This window comes from Mycolicibacterium brumae, assembly GCF_025215495.1.
Classification (GTDB): Bacteria; Actinomycetota; Actinomycetes; order Mycobacteriales; family Mycobacteriaceae; genus Mycobacterium; species Mycobacterium brumae.
The window spans coordinates 1,570,106-1,589,814 of the sequence record NZ_CP104302.1 but is presented as its reverse complement, the minus strand read 5'-3'; the positions used below and the strand labels follow the sequence as shown (position 1 = coordinate 1,589,814).

Genomic DNA, 19,709 nt, shown 5'->3' with positions numbered 1-19,709 from the left:
CCACCTTTCGCCGCATTCCACCGGTTGTGCAATCGGTCACAGACTAGTGATTGCGCGGCCCGAACATGGCGCTATCGACGGAGTAACTCAGGCGGTTCGTTCATCCTCGGCGTCGCGCAGCGCGGCGTAGATATCGCGCAGATCCGTCGGTGACAGCCCGTCCAGGGAGTCGGCGAACGCCCGGCGCGGCCCGTGGGGCACCACAATGGCGTTGGGAATCACCAGCACCGGGCAGCCGGCCGCGGTCGCCGCCGCCGAGCCGGTGATCGAATCCTCCACTGCCAGACAGTCGGCCGCCGCGAAGCCCAGCAGCTCAGCGGCGCGCAGGTAGATGTGCGGGGCGGGTTTGCCCTCGGGCACCTCGTCGCCGCAGACGGTCGCCGAAAAGTAGTGCCGCCCAATGCCGTCGAGCATCTTCTCGGTCAGGTCCCGGCGGGTGTTGGTCACCAACGCGGTCGGCACCCCCGCCGCCGCCAGCGCGTCCAGCATCGGTTGCGCGCCCGGGCACCAGATGGCGCCCGCCGAGAACAGCTCACCGACGTAGTCATGCACCCAGTCGGCGGTCGCCGCCATATCCGCCGGAATCGGCTCCAACCCCAGGTCGGCGTAGACGATCTCCATCACGGTCTCACTCGACCCGCCGAGGGTGGCGTGCCGGATCTCCGGGGTCAGTTTCCGGTCATAGCGACCGTAGAGCTCCTCGATCGCGATGTCCCACAGCTTCTCGGAGTCGACGAGGGTCCCGTCCATATCCCACAGCACGGCGCGCATGATTTCAGTCCTCCGGGTTGTAGGCGAGGTTCGACGACAGCCAGCGCTCGCCCTCGGCCAGCGTCCAGCCCTTGCGTCTGGCGTAATCGGCGACCTGGTCCTGGGACAACCTCCCCACCACAAAGTACTGCGACTGCGGATGCGCGAAGTACCAACCGCTGACCGAGGCGCCCGGCCACATCGCCATCGAATCGGTCAGCTCGATGCCGGCGCGCTCGCGGACGTCCAGCAACTCCCAGATGGTCGTCTTCTCGGTGTGCTCCGGGCACGCCGGATACCCCGGGGCGGGCCGGATGCCGACGTACTTCTCACCGATCAGCGCGTCATTGTCGAGCTGCTCATCGGGCTGATACGCCCACAGCTCGGTCCGCACCCGCTGGTGCATCCGCTCGGCGAACGCCTCGGCGAGCCGGTCGGCCAGCGACTCCAGCAGGATCGCGCTGTAATCGTCCAGGTCGGCCTTGAACTCCATGATCTTGTCGGTGCTGCCGAGGCCGGCGGTGACGGCGAACGCGCCGACGTAGTCGGCCAGCCCGGTGTCGCGCGGCGCGATGAAGTCGCCCAGCGACCGGTTCGGGATGCCAGGCCGGTGCTCGCCCTGCTGCCGCAGGTTGTGCAGCACCGTCAGCACCTCGGTGCGGGTCTCGTCGGTGTAGACCTCGACGTCGTCGCCGACGGCGTTGGCCGGGAAGAAACCGATCACCCCGTTGGCCCGCAGCCACTTCTGCGCGATCGCGGCGTCCAGCATCTGCTGGGCGTCGTCGTAGAGCTTGCGGGCGGTCTCGCCGGTGGCCGGGTTGTTGAGGATGTCCGGGAATCGCCCCTTCATCTCCCAGGCGTTGAAAAACGGCTGCCAGTCGATGAATTCGCGCAGTTCGGCGAGGTCGTAGTCGAGGAACTCGCGCACCCCGAGGCCCTGGGCGGGGACCGGCGGGGTGTAGCCCTCCCACTCGATCGGGGTCCGGTTCGCCCGCGCCTTCTCCAGCGTCAGCATCGGCCGCTCGCCCTTCTTGGCGTGCCGATCACGCAGGGCCGCATAGTCTTTCGCGGTGGCCTCCAGCAGCGCCGGGCGCTGCTTGTCGTCCAGCAGCGCCGCGGCGACGGGCACCGAGCGGGACGCGTCCTTGACCCACACCGTCGGGCCTTTGCGGCGCGGCGCGATCTTCACCGCGGTGTGCGCGCGGGAGGTGGTCGCGCCGCCGATCAGCAGCGGAATCTCCAACCCTTCGCGTTCCATCTCGACGGCGAAGTTGCTCATCTCGTCCAGCGACGGGGTGATCAGGCCGGACAACCCGATGATGTCGGCGTCGTATTCCCTTGCCGCGTTGAGGATCTTCTCCGCCGGCACCATCACGCCGAGGTCGATCACGGTGTAGTTGTTGCACTGCAACACCACCCCGACGATGTTCTTGCCGATGTCGTGCACATCGCCCTTCACCGTCGCCATCACGATCGTGCCGTTGGTGCGCTCGGCGTCGCCGGGCTGTTTCTCGGCCTCGATGTAGGGCAGTAGGTAGGCGACGGCCTTCTTCATCACCCGGGCGGACTTGACCACCTGCGGCAGGAACATCTTGCCCGCGCCGAACAGGTCGCCGACGACGTTCATACCGTCCATCAGCGGGCCCTCGATCACCTCGATCGGCCGGCCACCGGCGGCGGCGATCTCGGCGCGCAGTTCCTCGGTGTCGTCGTTGACGTGCGCGTCGATGCCCTTGACCAGGGCGTGGGTGATCCGCTCGCGGACCGGCAGGCTGCGCCATTCGGCGGCCGCCGGATCCTCGGCTTTCTCCGAGCTGTTGAACTTCTCGGCGATCTCCAGCAGCCGTTCGGCGGCGTCGGGCCGGCGGTTGAGCACCACGTCCTCGATCCGGTCCCGCAGTTCGGCGTCGATCGAGTCATACGGGACCAACGCGCCGGCGTTGACGATGCCCATGTCCAGGCCGGCCTTGATGGCGTGGAACAGGAACACCGCGTGGATGGCCTCGCGGACCGGGTTGTTGCCGCGGAACGAGAACGACACGTTGGAGATGCCGCCGGAGATGTGCACCCCGGGCAGGTTCTCCTTGATCCAGGCGCACGCCTCGATGAAGTCGATGCCGTAGGTGGCGTGTTCCTCGATGCCGGTGGCCAGCGCGAAGCAGTTCGGGTCGAAGATGATGTCCTCGGCCGGGAAGCCGACCTGCTCGGTCAGGATCCGGTAGGCGCGGCCGCAGATCTCTTTGCGCCGCTCCAGGTTGTCGGCCTGGCCCTGCTCGTCGAAGGCCATCACCACCACGGCGGCGCCGTACTTGCGGCACAGCCGGGCCTCGCGGATGAACTTCTCCTCGCCCTCCTTCATGGAAATCGAGTTGACGATCGGCTTGCCCTGAACGTTCTTCAGGCCCGCCTCGATGACCTCCCACTTGGAGGAGTCGATCATCACCGGCACCCGGGAGATGTCGGGCTCGGCGGCGACCAGCTTGGTGAAGCGGTCCATCGCGGCGACGCCGTCGATCATGCCCTCGTCCATATTGATGTCGATGACCTGCGCGCCGACCTCGACCTGCTGCAGCGCCACCGACAGCGCGGTGTCGTAGTCCTCGGCCTTGATCAGGTTGCGGAACCGGGCCGACCCGGTGATGTTGGTGCGCTCACCGATGTTTACGAACAGCGAGTCGTCGGTGATGTTCAGCGGCTCCAGTCCGGACAGCCGGGTGGCCACCTCGACGTCCGGCAATGTCCTGGGCGCCTTGCCGTCGACGACCTTCGCGATCTCGGCGATGTGCTCCGGCGCCGTGCCGCAGCAACCGCCGACCAGGTTGACCAGGCCGGCGTCGGCGAACTCGGCGAGATAGGCCGCCTGGCGCTCCGGGTCCTCGTCGTACTCGCCGAACGCGTTCGGCAGGCCCGCGTTCGGGTAGCAGGAGACGTAGGTGTCGGCGATGCGCGCCATCTCGGCGATGTAGGGCCGCATCTCCGGGGCGCCCAACGCGCAGTTCAGGCCCACCGCGAGCGGTTTCGCATGCCGGATCGAGTTCCAGAACGCCTCGGTGACCTGGCCCGACAGCGTCCGGCCGGAGGCGTCGGTGATGGTGCCGGAGATGATCACCGGCCAGCGCCGCCCGCGCTGCTCGAACAGCGTCTCCACGGCGAACACCGCGGCCTTGGCGTTCAGCGAGTCGAAGATCGTCTCGATCATCAGGATGTCCGAGCCGCCGTCGACCAGCCCGGCGGCAGCCTCCAGATACGCCGCGACCAGCTGGTCGTAGGAGACGTTGCGGGCGCCCGGGTCATTGACGTCCGGGGAGATCGACGCGGTCCGCGTCGTCGGCCCGATCGCGCCGGCGACGTAGCGGGGCCGCGTGGGCGTGGCGAACTCGTCGCAGGCCGCCCGGGCCAGCGCGGCGCCGGCGTAGTTCAGCTCGTAGGCCAGCTCGGCCATGTCGTAATCGGCCAGCGAGATCGCGTTCGCGTTGAAGGTGTTGGTCTCCAGGATGTCCGCGCCCGCCTCGAGGTACTCGCGGTGGATCCCGGCGATGATCTGCGGCTGGGTCAGGGTCAGCAGGTCGTTGTTGCCCTGCAGCGCGGTCGGCCATTCGGTGAACCGGTCGCCACGGTAGCCGGCCTCGTCGGGCCGCTCGCGCTGGATCGCGGTGCCCATCGCGCCGTCGATCACCATGATCCGCCGGCCCAGTGTCTCCGTCAGCTCGACGGTGCAATCCGGGCGGGTCAGCGGTTCGAAGGAATTCGACTGCGGGGTGCTCACATGCGTCCCTTCCTCAGCGGAAGGCGTCCTTGGCTCACCGAGCGTGGCGGACTCCGGGCGATTTCCGGATCCGTTGCAACGCCTCTCGGCCCTAGAAGTCTACGTCGTGGCTCGGCAGGGGTGAATTCGCGCGGTGTTGCGCGCCGCCGTCGGCCACAGATCGTAGGCTTGACGGGTGACCACGCCGGAGGACAGCGAGCTGCCCGAACTGCGCGACACCATCGTCGTCGTGGCGTTCGAGGGCTGGAACGACGCCGGGGACGCCGCCACCGACGCAGTGGAGCACCTCGACGCCATCTGGGAGGCCCGCCGGATCGCCGAGATCGACGACGAGGACTACTACGACTACCAGGTGAACCGGCCGGTGATCCGGCAGATCGACGGCGTGACTCGGGCCATCGAGTGGCCGTCGATGCGGGTGTCGCAGTGCCGGCCGCCCGGCGCGGACCGCGACATCGTGCTGATGCGCGGTGTCGAGCCGAATATGCGCTGGCGCAGCTTCTGCGCGGAGCTGCTGGAGATCGTCGTCGCCGTCAACGCCGACACCGTCGTCATCCTGGGCGCGCTGCTGGCCGACACCCCGCACACCCGCCCGGTGCCGGTGTCGGGGGCGGCCTACTCCCCCGACTCGGCCAAGTACTTCGGCCTGGAGGAGACCCGCTACGAGGGTCCGACCGGCATCACCGGGGTGTTCCAGGACGCCTGCGTGACGGCCGGCATCCCGGCGGTGACGTTCTGGGCGGCGGTGCCGCACTACGTGTCGCAGGCCCCCAGCCCCAAGGCGACGGTGGCGCTGCTGCGCCGGCTCGAGGAGGTCCTCGACCTGGAGGTTCCGCTCGGAGACCTGCCCGCCCAGGCCGAGGAGTGGGAAGAGACCGTCTCGGAGATGACCGCCGAGGACGACGAGATCGCCGAGTACGTGGCGTCGCTGGAGGAACGCGGCGACGCCGAGGTGGATCTGAGCGAGCAGTTCGGCAAGATCGACGGCGACGCGCTGGCCGCGGAGTTCGAACGCTACCTGCGCCGCCGGCGAAGCTAGGCCCGTTTGTAGCGGGGTTTGTGGGGCCGTCCACGCGGGTAGCCAACAACCCATGATCGACAGCCCCGATCCCAAGCAACGTCAACTCGACACCGTCCGCGAGAACGCGGCCGACGGCCACCTCACCACCGCGCAGGGGGTGCTCGTCGACGACACCGAAAACGCGCTGACCGTCGGCGACCGCGGCCCCACCCTGTTGGAGGATTTCCAGGCCCGCGAGAAGATCACCCACTTCGACCACGAACGGATCCCCGAGCGGGTGGTGCACGCCCGCGGCGCGGGCGCGTACGGCTACTTCGAGCCCTACGACGACCGTCTGGCCGAACACACCGCCGCGAAGTTCCTCACCACCCCCGGGCGGCGCACCCCGGTGTTCGTGCGGTTCTCCACCGTGGCGGGTTCGCGCGGGTCGGCCGACACGGTTCGCGACATCCGCGGGTTCGCCACCAAGTTCTACACCGAGGAAGGCAACTACGACCTGGTCGGCAACAACGCGCCGGTGTTCTTCATCCAGGACGGGATCAAGTTCCCGGACTTCGTGCACGCGGTGAAACCCGAGCCGCACAACGAGATCCCGCAGGCGGCCTCCGCGCACGACACGCTGTGGGACTTCGTCTCGCTGCAGCCGGAGACGCTGCACGCCATCATGTGGGCGATGTCGGACCGGGCCCTGCCGCGCAGCTACCGGATGATGCAGGGCTTCGGCGTGCACACCTTCCGGCTGGTCAACGACGCCGGCAAGGGTGTTTTCGTGAAGTTCCACTGGACTCCGAAGCTCGGGGTGCACTCGCTGCTGTGGGACGAATGCCAGAAGGTGGCGGGCAATGACCCGGACTTCCACCGCCGCGACCTGTGGGACGCCATCGCCGCCGGGGACTTCCCGGAGTGGGAACTCGGCGTGCAGCTCGTCGCCGAGGAGGACGAGTTCGATTTCCCGTTCGACCTGCTCGACGCCACCAAGATCATCCCGGAGGAGCTGGCGCCGGTGCTGCCCGTCGGCCGGATGGTGCTGGACCGCAATCCGGACAACTTCTTCGCCGAGACCGAGCAGGTGGCGTTCCACACCGCCAACCTGGTGCCGGGAATCGACTTCACCAACGACCCGCTGCTGCAGTTCCGCAACTTCTCCTACCTGGACACCCAGCTGATCCGGCTCGGCGGGCCGAACTTCGCCCACCTGCCGGTGAACCGCCCGGTCGCCCCGACCAACAGCAATCAGCGCGACGGCTACAGCCAGCACGCCATTCACCGCGGTGCGACCGCCTACCACCCGAACACCGTCGGCGGCGGCTGCCCGGCCATCGCCGGCGAAGGCGTCTACCGGCACTACACCGAGAAGGTGGAGGGGCAGAAAATCCGGCGCCGCTCACCGAGCTTCGCCGACCACTACAGCCAGGCCCGGCTGTTCTGGCAGTCGATGTCGGCGGCCGAAGCCGACCACATCGTGGCCGCGTTCTCCTTCGAACTCGGCAAGGTCGCCGCCGACAGCGGCATCCGGGAGCGGACCGTCGCCGAACTGGCCAAGGTGTCGCGGTGTCTGGCCGAGCGGGTCGCCAATCGGCTGGGCCTGCCCGCCCCGGAGGGGTCCGAGGCGTTCGCGGAGAACAGCTTGGCGCCGTCGTCGGCGCTGTCGCAGACCGCGTACGTCCCGGACACCATCGCCACCCGGCGGATCGCGATCCTGGCGGCCGACGGCGTCGACGCGGTGGGCCTGGCCCGGGTGGCCGACGCGTTGCGCGAACGCGGCGCGGTCACCGAGGTGCTCAGCATCCGGCACGGTGGCGTGATCACCGGCCGCGACGGCGAGGAGGTCACCGTCGACCGCGGCATCGCCACCATGGCGTCGGTGCTCTACGACGCGGTGCTGGTGCCCGGCGGCGCCGAATCGGTCGACCAGCTGGCCTGCGACGGCCAGACCGCGCATTTCGTCACCGAGGCGTTCAAACACCTCAAAACCATCGGAGCCTTCGGCGATGGGCGCCGACTGCTGCAGATCGCCGGTGTCGGCAGCCACCTCGCCGACGACGAGACCGACGACGGCGTCGTCACCGATGACGGCGTGATCAGTTGCGCGGCAGACGATTCCGATATCCCGGCGGAGTTCGCGGAGCAGTTCGCCGCCGCCCTGGCGCGGCATCGGGCCTGGGATCGGACCGTCGACGCGGTGCCGGCCTAAGCGGTTGTTAGATGACTTACACCGACGAATCCGATTGCGCTGGTTTGGATCCCGACCCCACGGGGGTAACCCACTAACACGCGGGAACACCGTGTCACCGCAAATGGAAGGGCGAATATGAGCGAGCAGAATTCCGGTCCGGCCGAAGGCATCAAGGGCGTCCTCGAAGGCATCAAGGGCAAGGCCAAGGAGGTCGCCGGCGCGGTCAGCGGCCGCGAAGACCTGGAACGTGAAGGCCGCGCTCAGCAGGACAAGGCCGAGCACGAGCGTGACGCCGCCAAGCACGAGGCTCAGGCAGAGAAGGAACGCGCCCAGGCCGAGGTCGACGAGGCCCGGCAGCGCGCCAACCAGTAACACTGGACTCGCAGGTGGCGGGTCGGCCTTCGGGCCGGCCCGCTTCCGGCGTTCTACTGGTAGCGCGCGCCGCAACAGCCTGGCGACCCGTGCCGAGCGGCCCGTGGTGTCCGCTTTGCGCGGAGCCGTCCTGGGCTTTCGCGTACATCGTTGGCCACTGGTGCAATCGTTGACCGCTCGCGCTCTATTCTGTGCCGAATATGGCCGCTCGGGCTCCGCGCTCGCTGCGACTCCGGTGTTGACCCGGCAGGCCCGCTCCGACCTACCGGTAACGCCTCCGGTAATCGTCAAAGTCCCAGCCGGACAAGAACTCCCGGCCCGCGGCGTAGCCGGAGTGATACAGCGCCGCCTTCTGCTGCTCGGTCAGGTCGAACTCCAGCACCCCCACATCCGAGGTGTCCACCCGGATGGTCCGCGCGGCCACCCACGGCATGGCGAGCTTGGTCTGGTCGTGCCCGACCAGCATGGTGGTGACCACCTTCTCCAACAGCGTCGGCGGGCGCACCTTGTGCAGCAGCTTCAGCGCCGGGAACACCTCTTCGTTGCGATCGGGCAGCGGCGGCATCAGCACCACCCCGAACGTCGGCCAGCGGGGCGGCTCACGGTCCGGCCGGTCGAAGGAGTAGATCGGATAGTTGGCCAGCAGCCCGCCGTCGACCAGCGTCGACTCGCCGCCGTCGGGGCGGGTCAGGGTCGCCGGCTTGTAGAAGAACGGGATGGCGGTGGAGGCGCGCACCGCGTCGGCGACCAGCTGCTCGTCGGGGTCGAGGCCGTAGATGCGGCCGTAGTCCCAGGGCAGCCGGACCAGCTGGCCCAGGCTGACGTCGGCGACGGTCACCACCAGCCGGTAGCGCTGCTCGGGCGGCAGGCTCGGATCGTCGATGGCCAGGTCGGCGAAGGTGCGCACCCCGTACGCGTCGAGCTGTCGCGTCACCCAGGCGTGCAGGGCGTCACCGCGGTAGATGCCGTCCCCGGACAGCACCCCCCACGCCGGCCCCAGCAGCGGGACCTTCTCCAGCGCCGACTGGTCCAGGAAGGAGGCGTAGTCGACTTCCAGCGCCAGTTGCTCCAGCTGCTCGACCTGGATCGGGCCCGCCGCGGCCGCGGCCGCCAGCACCGCGCCGACCAGCGCGCCCGCCGAGGTTCCGGAGATGCGCTGCGGGGCGTAGCCGGCGTCGATCAGCGCGGCGGCCGCGCCAACCAACGAGATGCCCTTCACCCCGCCGCCGGCAAGCACCAGGTCCGCGAACAACTCCTCGGCGCTCACAGCCGCACCCCGAGCAGGGCGTCGACGCACGTGGCCAGCATGCCCGGGGCGCCCGGGTCGGGTCCGCCGTAGTCCAGCGCGTCGGTGACCCAGCCATCGACGGCGGCCAGCGCCATCGGGGTGTTCAGATCATCGGCCAGGTAGCGGCGCAGCCGGGCCAGCAGGTCGGCGATGTCGGGTCCGGCCGGCAGCGCGGCCGCCGCCCGCCAGCGGTCCAGCTGGATCAGCGCCTGTTCCAGCAGCTCGTCGCTCCAGGACCGGTCGTCCCGGTAGTGCCCGGCGAACAGCCCCAGCCGGATCGCGCCGGGGTCCACGCCCTGGGCCCGCAGCTGCGAGACCAGCACCAGGTTCCCCCGGCTCTTGCTCATCTTGTGGCCCTGCCAGCCGATCATGCCGGCGTGCGTGTAGTGCCGGGCGAAGCGCCGCGACGACGTCGCGCATTCGGCGTGCGCGGCGGAGAACTCGTGGTGCGGGAACACCAGATCCACCCCTCCGCCCTGGATGTCGAATCCGACACCGAGCCGGTTCAGCGCGATCGCCGAGCATTCGACGTGCCAGCCGGGCCGGCCGGGGCCGAACGGGGAATCCCAGCTCGGCTCGCCGGGGCGGACCGCCCGCCACAGCAGCGCGTCCAGCGGGTCGGCCTTGCCGGGCCGGTCCGGGTCGCCGCCACGCTCGGCGAACAGCTCCATCATCTGCGCGCGGTCCAGGCCGGACTCGTAGCCGAACCAGTCGGTGGCCCCGACCCGGTAGTACACATCCGGGTGCTGCGGGTCGTCGACGACGTACGCCGCGCCGGCGGCCAGCAACTTCTCGGTGAGCCCGACGACCTCGTCGATGGTTTCGGTGGCGGCGACGTAGTCATGCGGCGGCAGCACCCGCAGCGCGGCCATATCGTCGCGGAACAACTGCGTCTCCCGGTCGCCGAGGGCGCGCCAGTCGATGCCGTCGCGGGCGGCCCGCTCGAACAGCGGGTCGTCGACGTCGGTGACGTTCTGCACGTAACGCACGTCGTGCCCGGAGTCCAGCAGCACCCGGTAGACCAGGTCGAAGGTCAGATAGGTGGCGGCGTGGCCGAGGTGGGTGGCGTCGTAGGGGGTGATGCCGCAGACGTACATGGTGGCCAGCGGGCCGGGCGACACCGGGCGGACCTGACGGTCGGCGCTGTCGTAAAGCCGTAGCTGCGGACCGTTTCCCGGCAGGGCTGGAACGTCGACTGCTGGCCAAGACCGCATGATCGGACATTCTAACGGGGTTGCGTCAGCGGTTGATGGCCGCCAGCAGGGTCGACGCCAACTCCGGTCGGCACATCAGCAGATCCGGCAGGTAGGGGTCGGGGCGGTTGTAGCGCATCGGTGAGCCGTCCAGCCGGCTGGCGTGCAGCCCGGCGGCCAGCACCACCCCGGCCGGCGCCGCCGAATCCCACTCCCACTGCCCGCCGGCGTGCACGTAGGCGTCGACGTCGCCGCGGACCACGGCCATCGCCTTGGCGCCGGCCGAACCGATCCGGACCAGCTCGACGTCGCACTGCTCGGCGACCTTGTACAGCACCGCCGGGGGCCGCGACGACGACGCGGTGATCCGGATGGGCCCGTCGCCGCGCGGCGGGCCGGCGGTCACCGTGTCGGTGCGGTACACCTCGTCGAAGGCCGGCAGCGCGACCGCGGCGTCGGTGATCGAGCCGTCCGGGCCGCCGACCCGCTGCCACAGCGCGATGTGCACGGCCCAGTCGCGGTGACCGGGCAGCGAGTACTGCCGGGTCCCGTCGACCGGGTCCACGATCCACACCCGGTCTGAGGCCAGCCGGGCCGGGTTGTCCGGCGACTCCTCGCTCAGCACCGCGTCGTTCGGGCGATGCTCGCGCAGCCGGGCCAGGATGCGGGCATTGGCGCGCGCGTCGCCGGCGTCGCCGAGCTCCCACGGCTGGTCGAAGCCCAGCTCGTCGCGGACCGCGAGCAGCAACCGGCCGGCGTCGGCCGCCAGGTCGGCGGCCAGCTCGACGTCGCTGAGTTCGGCGGGGCCCACCCGATCAGTATCGTGGGTGTCCCGATCGACGCGAATGGAGGCCCCGGTGCGCAGGATCCCCGCGGTGGCAGGAGCCGGTGTGTTGATGTGCGCCGCGGTGCTCGGCGGCTGCGCCGGCGCCGGCCAGGCCGAGACCCCAGCGCTGGCCGGCAGTTCGTGGGAGCTGGTGTCCATCGAGTCGATGGACGACACCCAGGGCGTCACCGAGATCCCGGATCCGGCGAAGTTCACCGTCGCCTTCGGCGCGGACGGGCGGGCGGCGTTCCGGCTGGACTGCAATCAAGGTGGCGGCTCGTGGGAGGCCGATCCGGCCGAGGGCGAGTCCGGCGCCCTGACGTTCGGGCCGATCGCGTCGACGCTGATGGCCTGCCCACCGCCATCGCTGGACGGGCGGGTGTCCACCGAACTGTCGAACGTCACCGGTTACCTGTTCGCCGACGATCAGCTGCACCTGTCGACCAAGTACGACGGCTCGATCCTGCACTGGCGGGCTGCCCCGGCCTAGAACGCGCAGCGGGTCTGGCCCAATAACACGGCCTAAAACGCCGGCCAGGGAATCGGGCGCCGGCGGCCCTCGGGGCCGGGCAACACCGGGTTCTCCAGCAGGCCGGCGACCCGTCCGGCCAGCGCGGCGACCTCGTCGTCGGTCAGGTGCTCGGCCAACTCTTCGCCGAAGCCGCTGTCCTCGGCGAGCTCGGCCACCGCCGCGAGGTCTGCGTCGTCGACGCGCCGGCCGGCCCACCCCCACAGCACGGTGCGCAGTTTGTCCTCCGCGTGCAGGCACAGGCCGTGGTCGACGCCGTAGAGCCGGCCGTCGACGCCGCGCAGCACGTGACCGCCCTTGCGGTCGGCGTTGTTGACCAGCACGTCGAACACCGCCATCCGGCGCAGGTCGGGGTCGTCGGCGTGCGCCAGCAGCACCTCGTTGCCGTCCGGGTCGTAGGCGGCCAGCACCGGCAGGTAGCCGTCGGGCACCGCGTCGACGGCGAACAGGTCCACCGGGTCCGGGCCGGGGTCGGCGGCGGGTTCGGCTTCCCCGGCGAACGGGTCGCCGCTGCGGTGGATCCACAGCTGCGCCATTCCGGGTCCGGCCGGTCCGTCGCGTAACACGGTGTGCGGCACCAGGTTCCAGCCCAGCCGACGGGAGATGAGGTAGGTCGCGAACTCTCGGCCGGCCAGCACGCCGTCGGGGAAGTCCCACAGTGGGGCTTCCCCGGCGATCGGTTTGTAGACGCAGTGCGCGGTGGCGCCGTCCAGCTCGGCCTCGCACAACAGGGTGGCGTTGCTGGCCGAGCGGATCCGGCCCAGCACCCGCAACTCGCCGCGGGCCAGCAGGTCAGTCGAGTGGCTCATCGCCGGACCCGAACGCCGCCCGGCGGTAGCCGTTGGTCCGAACGCAGATGTGCCCGTCGGCCTCCAGTGGTTCGGCGCACAGCGGGCAGGGCGGACGGCCGGCGGCGATCACCCGGGCGGAACGGGCGGCGAACTGCCGCGCCGATTCCGGGCTGAGGAACACCCGCACCGCGTCCGGCCCGTCGTCGGTGTCCTCCAGCACCACCGAGGCGTCGAATTCGGCGTCGGTGACGGCCAGCAGTTCCACCACCACCGAATTGGCCTCGGCGTCCCAGCCCAGCCCCATGGTGCCGACCCGGAACTCCGATTCGACCGGGACGACCAGCGGGTCGAGGTCGTCGATCTCGTCGGCCTCCGGCGGCAGCGGGGTGCCGAACCGGCGGTTCACCTCGGCCAGCAGCGCCCCGATCCGGTCGGCCAGCACCGCGACCTGCTGCTTCTCCAACATCACCGACACCACCCGGGCGTCGTGCACGGCCTGCAGGTAGAAGGTGCGGTTGCCGGGCTCGCCGACGGTTCCGGCGACGAAGCGGTCCGGGGTGCGGAAGACGTGGATTGCGCGGGCCATTTGGGTCCAAACTACCCGGCGCCGCCGCCGACCACGGCGTCGCCGTCCGGAGCGGGCGGCGCCTGCGGCGGCCGGGACAGCGCGCCGGCCAGCGCCGGGCCGGTGTGGTTGATGTGCACGACGAACGGCCGGTGCGGGGTGTAGCGCACCACGCTCATCGAGGCCGGGTCGGCGACGATGCGCTGAAAACTGTCCAGGTGCGTGCCGAGCGCGTCGGCCAGCACCGATTTGATGACGTCGCCGTGCGTGCAGGCGACCCACAGCACGTCGCGACCGGCGGCGCCCGACAGCCGGGCGTCGTGTTGGCGGACCGCAGCCACCGCGCGGGTCTGCACCGCCGCCAGCGATTCGCCGCCGGGAAACACCGCGGCGCTGGGCTGCTGCTGCACCACCGCCCACAGCGGCTCGGAGACCAGCTCGCCGATGCCGCGCCCGGTCCAATCGCCGTAGTCGACCTCGGCGAGTCGGTCCTCGACCTGCGGCGTCAGGCCCAGCGCGGCGGCCAGCGGCTCCAGGGTCCGGGCGCAGCGCAGCAGCGGTGAGCGGACCAGCGCCTCGACGGGCAGGCCGGCCAGCCGGTCGACGACGCCGGCGGCCTGGGCCAGCCCGTGCTCGTCGAGGTCCACCCCCTCGGCGCGGCCGGCCAGGGTGTGCGCGGTGTTCGCGGTGGAGCGGCCGTGCCGCAGCAGGATGACGGTCACGACGCCGCCAGCACACCCGTGCCGAGCAGGATCATCACCGTCACCCCGAGGATGATCCGGTAGCCGACGAACCAGTACATGCTGTGGCTGACCAGGAACTTCAGGAACCAGGAGATGGCGGCGTAGCCGACGACAAAGGTGATCAGCACCGACACCAGCAGTTGCGCGCCGGTGGCGCTCATCCCCTCGGTGACCGGGCTGAACGCGTCGGGCAGCGAGAACAATCCGGATGCGAACACCGCCGGGATCGCCAGCAGGAAGCCGAACCGGGCGGCCAGCTCGCGGTCCACGTTCAAGAACAGCCCGGCGCTGATGGTCGCGCCGGAGCGCGACACCCCGGGCACCAGGGCCAGGCACTGGGCGAAGCCGACGGTGACGGCGTCCTTCCAGGTGAGGTTCTCCGCGTGCCGGGTTTGTCGGCCGACCCGCTCGGCCAGCGCGATGACCAGCGCGAACACGATCAGGGCGGCGGCCACCAGCCACAGGTTGCGGGCCCCGGAACGGATCTGGTCCTTGAACAGCAGTCCGAGCACGCAGATCGGGATGGTGCCGATGATGACGAACCAGCCCATCCGGTAGTCGACGTCGCGGCGGGCCTTGTCGGCCAGGCCGGCGAACCAGGCCCGCACGATCCGGATGATGTCCTTGGCGAAGTAGACCAGCACCGCAGCCTCGGTGCCCAGCTGGGACACCGCGGTGAACGACGCGCCGGCGTCGGCGCCGAAGAACAGCCGGGACACGATCGCCAGGTGGCCCGAGGAGGAGATCGGCAGGAACTCGGTGAGCCCCTGCACCACCGAGAGCACGATCACCTGGAGCCACGACATGGCCTGCACGGCTATTTCCACGCCGACGACGGTACCGGGCAGAAGCTGTGAGGACCCCGTCGGCTGAATCCGGCTCCCGCCGCGGGGCGCATAGACTCGACCGGACCCCCTCGAGCCCACAGAAGAGAGCGCCTTGCCCCACCACGTGACGCCCGCGCTGCGCGGGTTCGCCGTCGCAGCGACCGCGGTGGCGCTGCTGACCGGGTGCTCGGGCGACAACACCGTCACGCCCGAAACGATCCCGGTGGGCACCGCCGCGGACTCCCCGCCCCCGGCGGTGACGCCGGCCGGCCAGGTGCGCGCCGTCGACGGCGATCCGCAGGCGGTGATCGTCGACGGCGATGTCGGCCCGGTCGTGCTGATCGGGTCGGAATCGCTGCGGCTGCTCGACGCGGACGCCGCCATCACGCTGCCCGCCCCGGCGACCGCGCTGACCGCCGACGGCGCCGGCCGGGCGCTGCTGGCCACCCGCGGCGGCTATCTCAGCGTTGACCTGGACGCGCGCAGCGCCGAGCGGGTGGCCGTCGACGGCCAAGCCGACACCGAGTTCACCGCGATCATCCGGCGCGGCGACGGCACGCTGGTGCTCGGCAGCGCCGACGGCACGGTGTTCACCCTGGACGGCGCCTCGGCGGTGCGCCGCTCGGCCAAGCGGTTCGCGCGGGTGGACGCGCTGGCTGTCCAGGGCGACACCGCGTTCGTGCTGGACCGCGGGCAGACGTCGGTCACCGAGATCACTCCGGACGGCAAGGTGGGCCAGGCGCTGCGGGCCGGGGAGGGCGCCACCACCATGGCCGCCGACGCCGCCGGCCGGGTGCTGGTCACCGACACCCGCGGCGAGGAGCTGCTGGTGTTCAGCGCGGACCCGCTGATCATGCGTCAGCGCTATCCGGTGCACGCCTCGCCGTATGGGGTGGCCGGCTCGGCGGGACTGGTGTGGGTGTCGACCACGGCGAACAATCAGGTTGTTGGCTACGATCTGTCCACCGGTATCCCCGTCGAGAAGGTGCGTTATCCGACCGTGCGCCAACCGAATCTGCTCGCCTACGACGACGACGCCGACACTCTGTACGTGGTGTCGACCGATGGCGGCGGCGCGCAGGTGATCACCAACGCGGCGGAGCGCCCGTGAGCAGGGGCCGGATGCCGGAGGCCTGGCAGGCGGACCTCTCCGATGACTACGAGTGGGTTCCGCTGCGCCTGCCCCCGGATGTGACCCGGCTGACCGCCTCCATCCGGTTGTCCATCGAGGCGCAATACCGCGGCTGGGAACTGACCAAGGTTCGGCTGTACACCGACGGGAGCCGTCGGGTTCTGTTGCGCCGCAAGAAGATCCGGCCGAATCCGCTGGCCGACCAGGTGGTGGGTCTGTAGCCATGTACGAATTGCTGCGCTCGGCGATGTTCGCCGTCCCGCCGGAGCGGATCCACACCGTGGTGTTCGGCGCGTTGCGGGCCGCGACCGCGACCGCCCCGGCCCGCGCCCGGCTGGCCCGATGGCTGGGGCCGACCGACCCCATCCTGGCCAGCGAGGTCTTCGGTGTCCGGTTCCCCGGACCGCTGGGCCTGGCCGCCGGTTTCGACAAGGACGGTCACGGCCTGAACGCTTGGGGCGCATTGGGTTTCGGTTACGCCGAGATCGGCACCGTCACCGCCGACGCGCAGCCGGGAAACCCGTCGCCGCGGCTGTTCCGGCTGCCGGATGATCGGGCGCTGCTGAACCGGATGGGGTTCAACAATCACGGCGCCGGGGAACTGGCCGTCCGATTGGCCCGGCACCGCGCCGAGGTGCCGATCGGGGTGAATATCGGCAAGACCAAGGCGACCCCGCCGGAGCACGCGGTCGAGGACTACCGGACCAGCGCCCGGCTGCTCGGGCCGCTGGCGTCGTATCTGGTGGTCAACGTCAGTTCGCCGAACACCCCCGGGCTGCGCGATCTGCAGGCCGTCGAATCGCTGCGGCCGATTCTGGCCGGGGTCCTCGAGGAGGTCGACCACGCGCGCACCCCCGTGCTGGTGAAGATCGCGCCGGATTTGTCCGACGACGATGTGCTGGCGGTCGCGGATCTGGCCGCCGAGCTCGGGCTGGCCGGGATCGTCGCCACCAACACCACCATCTCCCGCGCCGGACTGGCCACCCCGGGGGTGGCCGAGCTGGGCGCCGGCGGGATTTCCGGGCCGCCGGTGGCGAAGCGTTCGCTGGAGGTGCTGCGGCTGCTGCACGCCCGGGTGGGTGGGCGGTTGACGCTGATCAGTGTGGGCGGTGTCGAGACCGCCGATCAGGCCTGGGAGCGGATCACCGCCGGGGCGGCGCTGCTGCAGGGCTACACCGGGTTCATCTACGGCGGCGGGTTGTGGGCCAAGCGCATTCACGACGGCGTCGCCGCCCGGTTGCGCGCGGGCGGGTTCGCCAGCCTCAGCGAGGCCGTGGGCTCGGCGGCGCGATGACCACCCCACCCGACTGGGCGCGGCGCCTGGGCGCGGCGCGCTGGCCGCGGTGTCGGCGGCGGCCACCGACGGGCGGCCGGTGGTGACCGCATCGGCCGGAAACCACGGTCTGGGCACCGCGTTCGCGGCCACCCGGCTGGGCGCCCGGGCCTGCGTGGTGGTCCCGGAGAACGCCTCATCGGCCAAAGTGGAGGCGCTGCGCGGCTACGACATCGACCTACGGCTGATCGGCGACAGCTACGACGCGGCCGAAGCCGCCGCGGTGGCGATCGCCGCGGACACCGGCGCCCGCTTCGTCTCGGCGTACTCCGACCCGGACGTCATCGCCGGGCAGGCCACCATTGTCGGCGAGATCACCGATCTGCTGTCCGAACCGCTGCGGATCGTCGTTCCGGTCGGCGGCGGCGGGCTCGCCTCCGGCGTCGCGCTGGCGGCGCCGGACCGGGTGCCCGTCGTCGGCGTGGAATCGGCCCAGTCCCGGGCGGTGTCGGCGTCGATGGCCGCTGGACAGGTAGTGGAGGTCCACGTCGGGCCCACCATCGCCGACGGTCTGGCGGGCAACATCTCCGCCGACGCGATGACCCCGGCGATCCTGCGGTCGGCCGGCGTGCCTGTGCTGGCCGCTGCCGAGGACGACATCAGGGCGGCCGTCTGCGAATTGGCGTTGCGGCACGGCGTGGTCGCCGAGGGCTCCGGCGCGGCAGGTGTCGCGGCGGCCCGCGCCGGTGACATTCCCGCCGATCTGCCCACGGTGTTCGTGGTGACCGGGCGCAATATCGCCGCCGAGACCCTGACAGAGTTGCTGACGAAATAGTTGCCACCGAAAACAGGTAGTGACTACGCATGTGTTCACCCTGGCCGCCGTCGTAACGTTTCCGTCAAGGCACGGCGGATGACGGAGGGGTCTGGGACGGCCCGATCAGCAGCAATTAGGGGGGTTTGCTGTTCGGGCCGTCGCCATCTGGCCGCGCCTTGACCGCGGACCGGGCGAACCGCGAGGGGACGCCCGGTCCGCGATTATTTTTGCGCCAGCACCGCGCACAACGCGTTCACCGCCTCGGGATAGGCGTGCTCGCCTGGCCCCGCGAAATTCACCAGCACCCCGTCGCCGCGCGGCATCGACCCGGCGTCCGGGTGTCGCAGCGGCGCAAGCCCATCCAGCCCGATCCCGGCCGCCTCGGCGCGGCGCAGCACGTCGGCTTCGGCGCCGTCGGGCAACAGCAGCAGCGCGTGCAGGCCGGCGGGCAGGCCGCTGATCCGCACCTCGGGCGCCAGCGGCGCCAGCCGGGCCACCAGCAGGTCCCGGCGGCGCCGGTAGACCGCGCGCATCCGGCGGATGTGCTTGTCGTATCCGCCGCAGGCGATGAAATCAGCCAGCGTCAGCGCGGCGAGTCCGTCGGTGTGCCACTGCTGGCCACCGGCCGCCTGCACCGCCGGGTCGACCAGACACTCCGGCAGCGCCATCCAGCCCAGCCGCAGCACCGGGCTCAAACTCTTCGAGGCCGACCCGAGATAGATCACCCGATCCGGGTCGAGGCTCTGCAGCGCGCCGACGGGTTGCCGGTCGTAGCGGAACTCGCCGTCGTAGTCGTCCTCGATGACATAGCCGTCTACGCGCCGGGCCCAGGCCACCGCGGCGGCGCGGCGAGTGCGGTGCAGCGGCACGCCGTGCGGAAAGTGGTGCGCCGGGGTGAGCAGCGCCGCCGGGACGTCGAGGGTGTCCAGGTCGGAGACCACCGCGCCACCGTCGTCGAGGCCGATCGGGACGGTGCTGCCGCCGAGCGCGGCGATGGCGTCGCGGAACAGGAACAGCCCGTAGGCCTCCACCGCGATCGGCCGGGCGGCGCCGAACATCCGGGCCAGGATCTCCACAGCGTGCCGGGTCCCGGCGGTGATCACGACGTTGTCCGGGCGCACCCGGACGCCGCGGGTGCGCGCCAGGTAGTCCGCGATCGCGGCGCGCAGTTCGATTCGGCCGCGCGGGTCGCCCATCCGCAGCGCGTCGGCGGGCGCGGCCTGCAGGGCGCGCCGGGCCGAGGTCAGCCACGCCGCGCGCGGGAAGCCACCCACGTCGGGGGATCCGGGCCGCAGATTGTGCCGGGGCGCCTCGGCGGCGTCGCGCGCCGGCCCGGCCGGGGCGGGCGGCGCGGCGTCGCGGGCCACCCAGGTGCCGGCGCCCTGCCGGGATTCCAGCCAGCCCTCGGCGACCAATTCGGCGTAGGCGTCGGCGACGGTGTTGCGGGCCAGGCCCAGGTCGGCGGCCAGCGACCGGGCGGCCGGCAGTGCCGCCCCCGCGGCCAGCCGGCCGGATCTGACGGCGTCGCGCAGGGCGGTGAGCAGTTCGTCGCGCACACCGCGGGAACCCGGGGTGACGGCGGCGCGCAGCTCCAGGTGCAGGTCCAACCCGGCGGAATTGGCCCATGAACTCACCGATGA

18 protein-coding genes are annotated in these 19,709 nt (G+C 70.9%); 8 read left to right on the top strand and 10 right to left on the bottom strand.

Features of this window, described 5'->3' with window-relative positions:
- Nucleotides 1-87: 87 nt before the first annotated feature.
- Nucleotides 88-771: an HAD family hydrolase gene (locus L2Z93_RS07720; protein WP_090587950.1), complete on the bottom strand. Its 684-nt coding sequence runs from the start codon at nucleotides 769-771 to the stop codon at nucleotides 88-90.
- A gap of 4 nt (nucleotides 772-775) precedes the next feature.
- Nucleotides 776-4,516, bottom strand: a complete 3,741-nt coding sequence (metH, locus tag L2Z93_RS07715) for a methionine synthase (RefSeq protein WP_090587953.1) — start codon at nucleotides 4,514-4,516, stop codon at nucleotides 776-778.
- 175 nt (nucleotides 4,517-4,691) lie between these two features.
- Here metH and L2Z93_RS07710 point away from each other — a divergent pair, with 175 nt between their 5' ends.
- The 3 genes from L2Z93_RS07710 (at nucleotide 4,692) to mbp1 (ending at nucleotide 8,085) form a co-directional block, all read left to right on the top strand.
- On the top strand, nucleotides 4,692-5,555 hold the full coding sequence (locus L2Z93_RS07710) for a PAC2 family protein (protein WP_090587956.1): 864 nt from the start codon (nucleotides 4,692-4,694) through the stop codon (nucleotides 5,553-5,555).
- A gap of 52 nt (nucleotides 5,556-5,607) precedes the next feature.
- Nucleotides 5,608-7,731, top strand: coding sequence for a catalase (locus L2Z93_RS07705; protein ID WP_090587959.1), 2,124 nt, complete (start codon nucleotides 5,608-5,610; stop codon nucleotides 7,729-7,731).
- Nucleotides 7,732-7,848: 117 nt separating this feature from the next.
- Nucleotides 7,849-8,085 (top strand): microaggregate-binding protein 1, encoded by a 237-nt coding sequence (gene mbp1, locus L2Z93_RS07700; RefSeq protein WP_090587962.1) that lies wholly within the window; start codon nucleotides 7,849-7,851, stop codon nucleotides 8,083-8,085.
- A gap of 262 nt (nucleotides 8,086-8,347) precedes the next feature.
- Here mbp1 and L2Z93_RS07695 read toward each other — a convergent pair whose 3' ends face one another.
- From L2Z93_RS07695 to L2Z93_RS07685, 3 genes are read right to left on the bottom strand one after another with little or no spacing between them, the layout of a single operon-like run.
- The gene (locus L2Z93_RS07695; RefSeq protein WP_090587965.1) at nucleotides 8,348-9,352 is read right to left on the bottom strand and encodes a patatin-like phospholipase family protein; all 1,005 of its coding nucleotides are present in this window, start codon (nucleotides 9,350-9,352) and stop codon (nucleotides 8,348-8,350) included.
- Complete coding sequence (gene mshC / locus L2Z93_RS07690; protein ID WP_090587968.1) at nucleotides 9,349-10,587, bottom strand: cysteine--1-D-myo-inosityl 2-amino-2-deoxy-alpha-D-glucopyranoside ligase; 1,239 nt, start codon at nucleotides 10,585-10,587, stop codon at nucleotides 9,349-9,351. The genes L2Z93_RS07695 and mshC overlap by 4 nt, the downstream gene beginning before the upstream one ends.
- 25 nt (nucleotides 10,588-10,612) lie before the next feature.
- Nucleotides 10,613-11,377 carry a 3'(2'),5'-bisphosphate nucleotidase CysQ gene (locus L2Z93_RS07685; RefSeq protein ID WP_234786071.1) on the bottom strand — a complete coding sequence of 255 codons (765 nt, stop codon included), beginning with the start codon at nucleotides 11,375-11,377 and terminating at the stop codon, nucleotides 10,613-10,615.
- Nucleotides 11,378-11,441: 64 nt separating this feature from the next.
- Between L2Z93_RS07685 and L2Z93_RS07680 the strand changes: the two genes are divergently transcribed.
- Nucleotides 11,442-11,882: an META domain-containing protein gene (locus L2Z93_RS07680; RefSeq protein WP_234786072.1), complete on the top strand. Its 441-nt coding sequence runs from the start codon at nucleotides 11,442-11,444 to the stop codon at nucleotides 11,880-11,882.
- 32 nt (nucleotides 11,883-11,914) lie between these two features.
- Here L2Z93_RS07680 and L2Z93_RS07675 read toward each other — a convergent pair whose 3' ends face one another.
- The 4 genes from L2Z93_RS07675 to L2Z93_RS07660 are packed head-to-tail and all read right to left on the bottom strand — an operon-like array spanning nucleotide 11,915 to nucleotide 14,826.
- The gene (locus L2Z93_RS07675) at nucleotides 11,915-12,730 is read right to left on the bottom strand and encodes an Rv2133c family protein (protein ID WP_090587976.1); all 816 of its coding nucleotides are present in this window, start codon (nucleotides 12,728-12,730) and stop codon (nucleotides 11,915-11,917) included.
- Entirely contained in the window at nucleotides 12,714-13,298 is a 585-nt protein-coding gene (locus L2Z93_RS07670; RefSeq protein WP_090587979.1) for an Rv2134c family protein, read from the bottom strand. Before L2Z93_RS07670 ends, L2Z93_RS07675 begins: the two co-directional genes overlap by 17 nt.
- 11 nt (nucleotides 13,299-13,309) lie before the next feature.
- Entirely contained in the window at nucleotides 13,310-13,999 is a 690-nt protein-coding gene (locus L2Z93_RS07665) for a histidine phosphatase family protein (RefSeq protein WP_090587982.1), read from the bottom strand.
- A complete protein-coding gene (locus L2Z93_RS07660) occupies nucleotides 13,996-14,826 on the bottom strand; it encodes an undecaprenyl-diphosphate phosphatase (protein ID WP_090588014.1) in 831 nt (276 codons plus the stop codon). The genes L2Z93_RS07665 and L2Z93_RS07660 overlap by 4 nt, the downstream gene beginning before the upstream one ends.
- A gap of 133 nt (nucleotides 14,827-14,959) precedes the next feature.
- Between L2Z93_RS07660 and L2Z93_RS07655 the strand changes: the two genes are divergently transcribed.
- The 4 genes from L2Z93_RS07655 to L2Z93_RS07640 are packed head-to-tail and all read left to right on the top strand — an operon-like array spanning nucleotide 14,960 to nucleotide 18,087.
- On the top strand, nucleotides 14,960-15,958 hold the full coding sequence (locus tag L2Z93_RS07655) for a YncE family protein (RefSeq protein ID WP_193438949.1): 999 nt from the start codon (nucleotides 14,960-14,962) through the stop codon (nucleotides 15,956-15,958).
- 11 nt (nucleotides 15,959-15,969) lie between these two features.
- Nucleotides 15,970-16,200, top strand: a complete 231-nt coding sequence (locus L2Z93_RS07650) for a DUF5703 family protein (protein ID WP_090587985.1) — start codon at nucleotides 15,970-15,972, stop codon at nucleotides 16,198-16,200.
- Nucleotides 16,201-16,202: 2 nt separating this feature from the next.
- The gene (locus L2Z93_RS07645; RefSeq protein ID WP_090587987.1) at nucleotides 16,203-17,273 is read left to right on the top strand and encodes a quinone-dependent dihydroorotate dehydrogenase; all 1,071 of its coding nucleotides are present in this window, start codon (nucleotides 16,203-16,205) and stop codon (nucleotides 17,271-17,273) included.
- Nucleotides 17,274-17,286: 13 nt separating this feature from the next.
- Nucleotides 17,287-18,087 carry a threonine ammonia-lyase gene (locus tag L2Z93_RS07640; RefSeq protein WP_260575682.1) on the top strand — a complete coding sequence of 267 codons (801 nt, stop codon included), beginning with the start codon at nucleotides 17,287-17,289 and terminating at the stop codon, nucleotides 18,085-18,087.
- 203 nt (nucleotides 18,088-18,290) lie between these two features.
- On the opposite strand, the gene pdxR is transcribed toward L2Z93_RS07640, so the two are convergent.
- Nucleotides 18,291-19,703 carry a MocR-like pyridoxine biosynthesis transcription factor PdxR gene (pdxR, locus tag L2Z93_RS07635; RefSeq protein ID WP_090587992.1) on the bottom strand — a complete coding sequence of 471 codons (1,413 nt, stop codon included), beginning with the start codon at nucleotides 19,701-19,703 and terminating at the stop codon, nucleotides 18,291-18,293.
- Nucleotides 19,704-19,709: the final 6 nt, after the last annotated feature.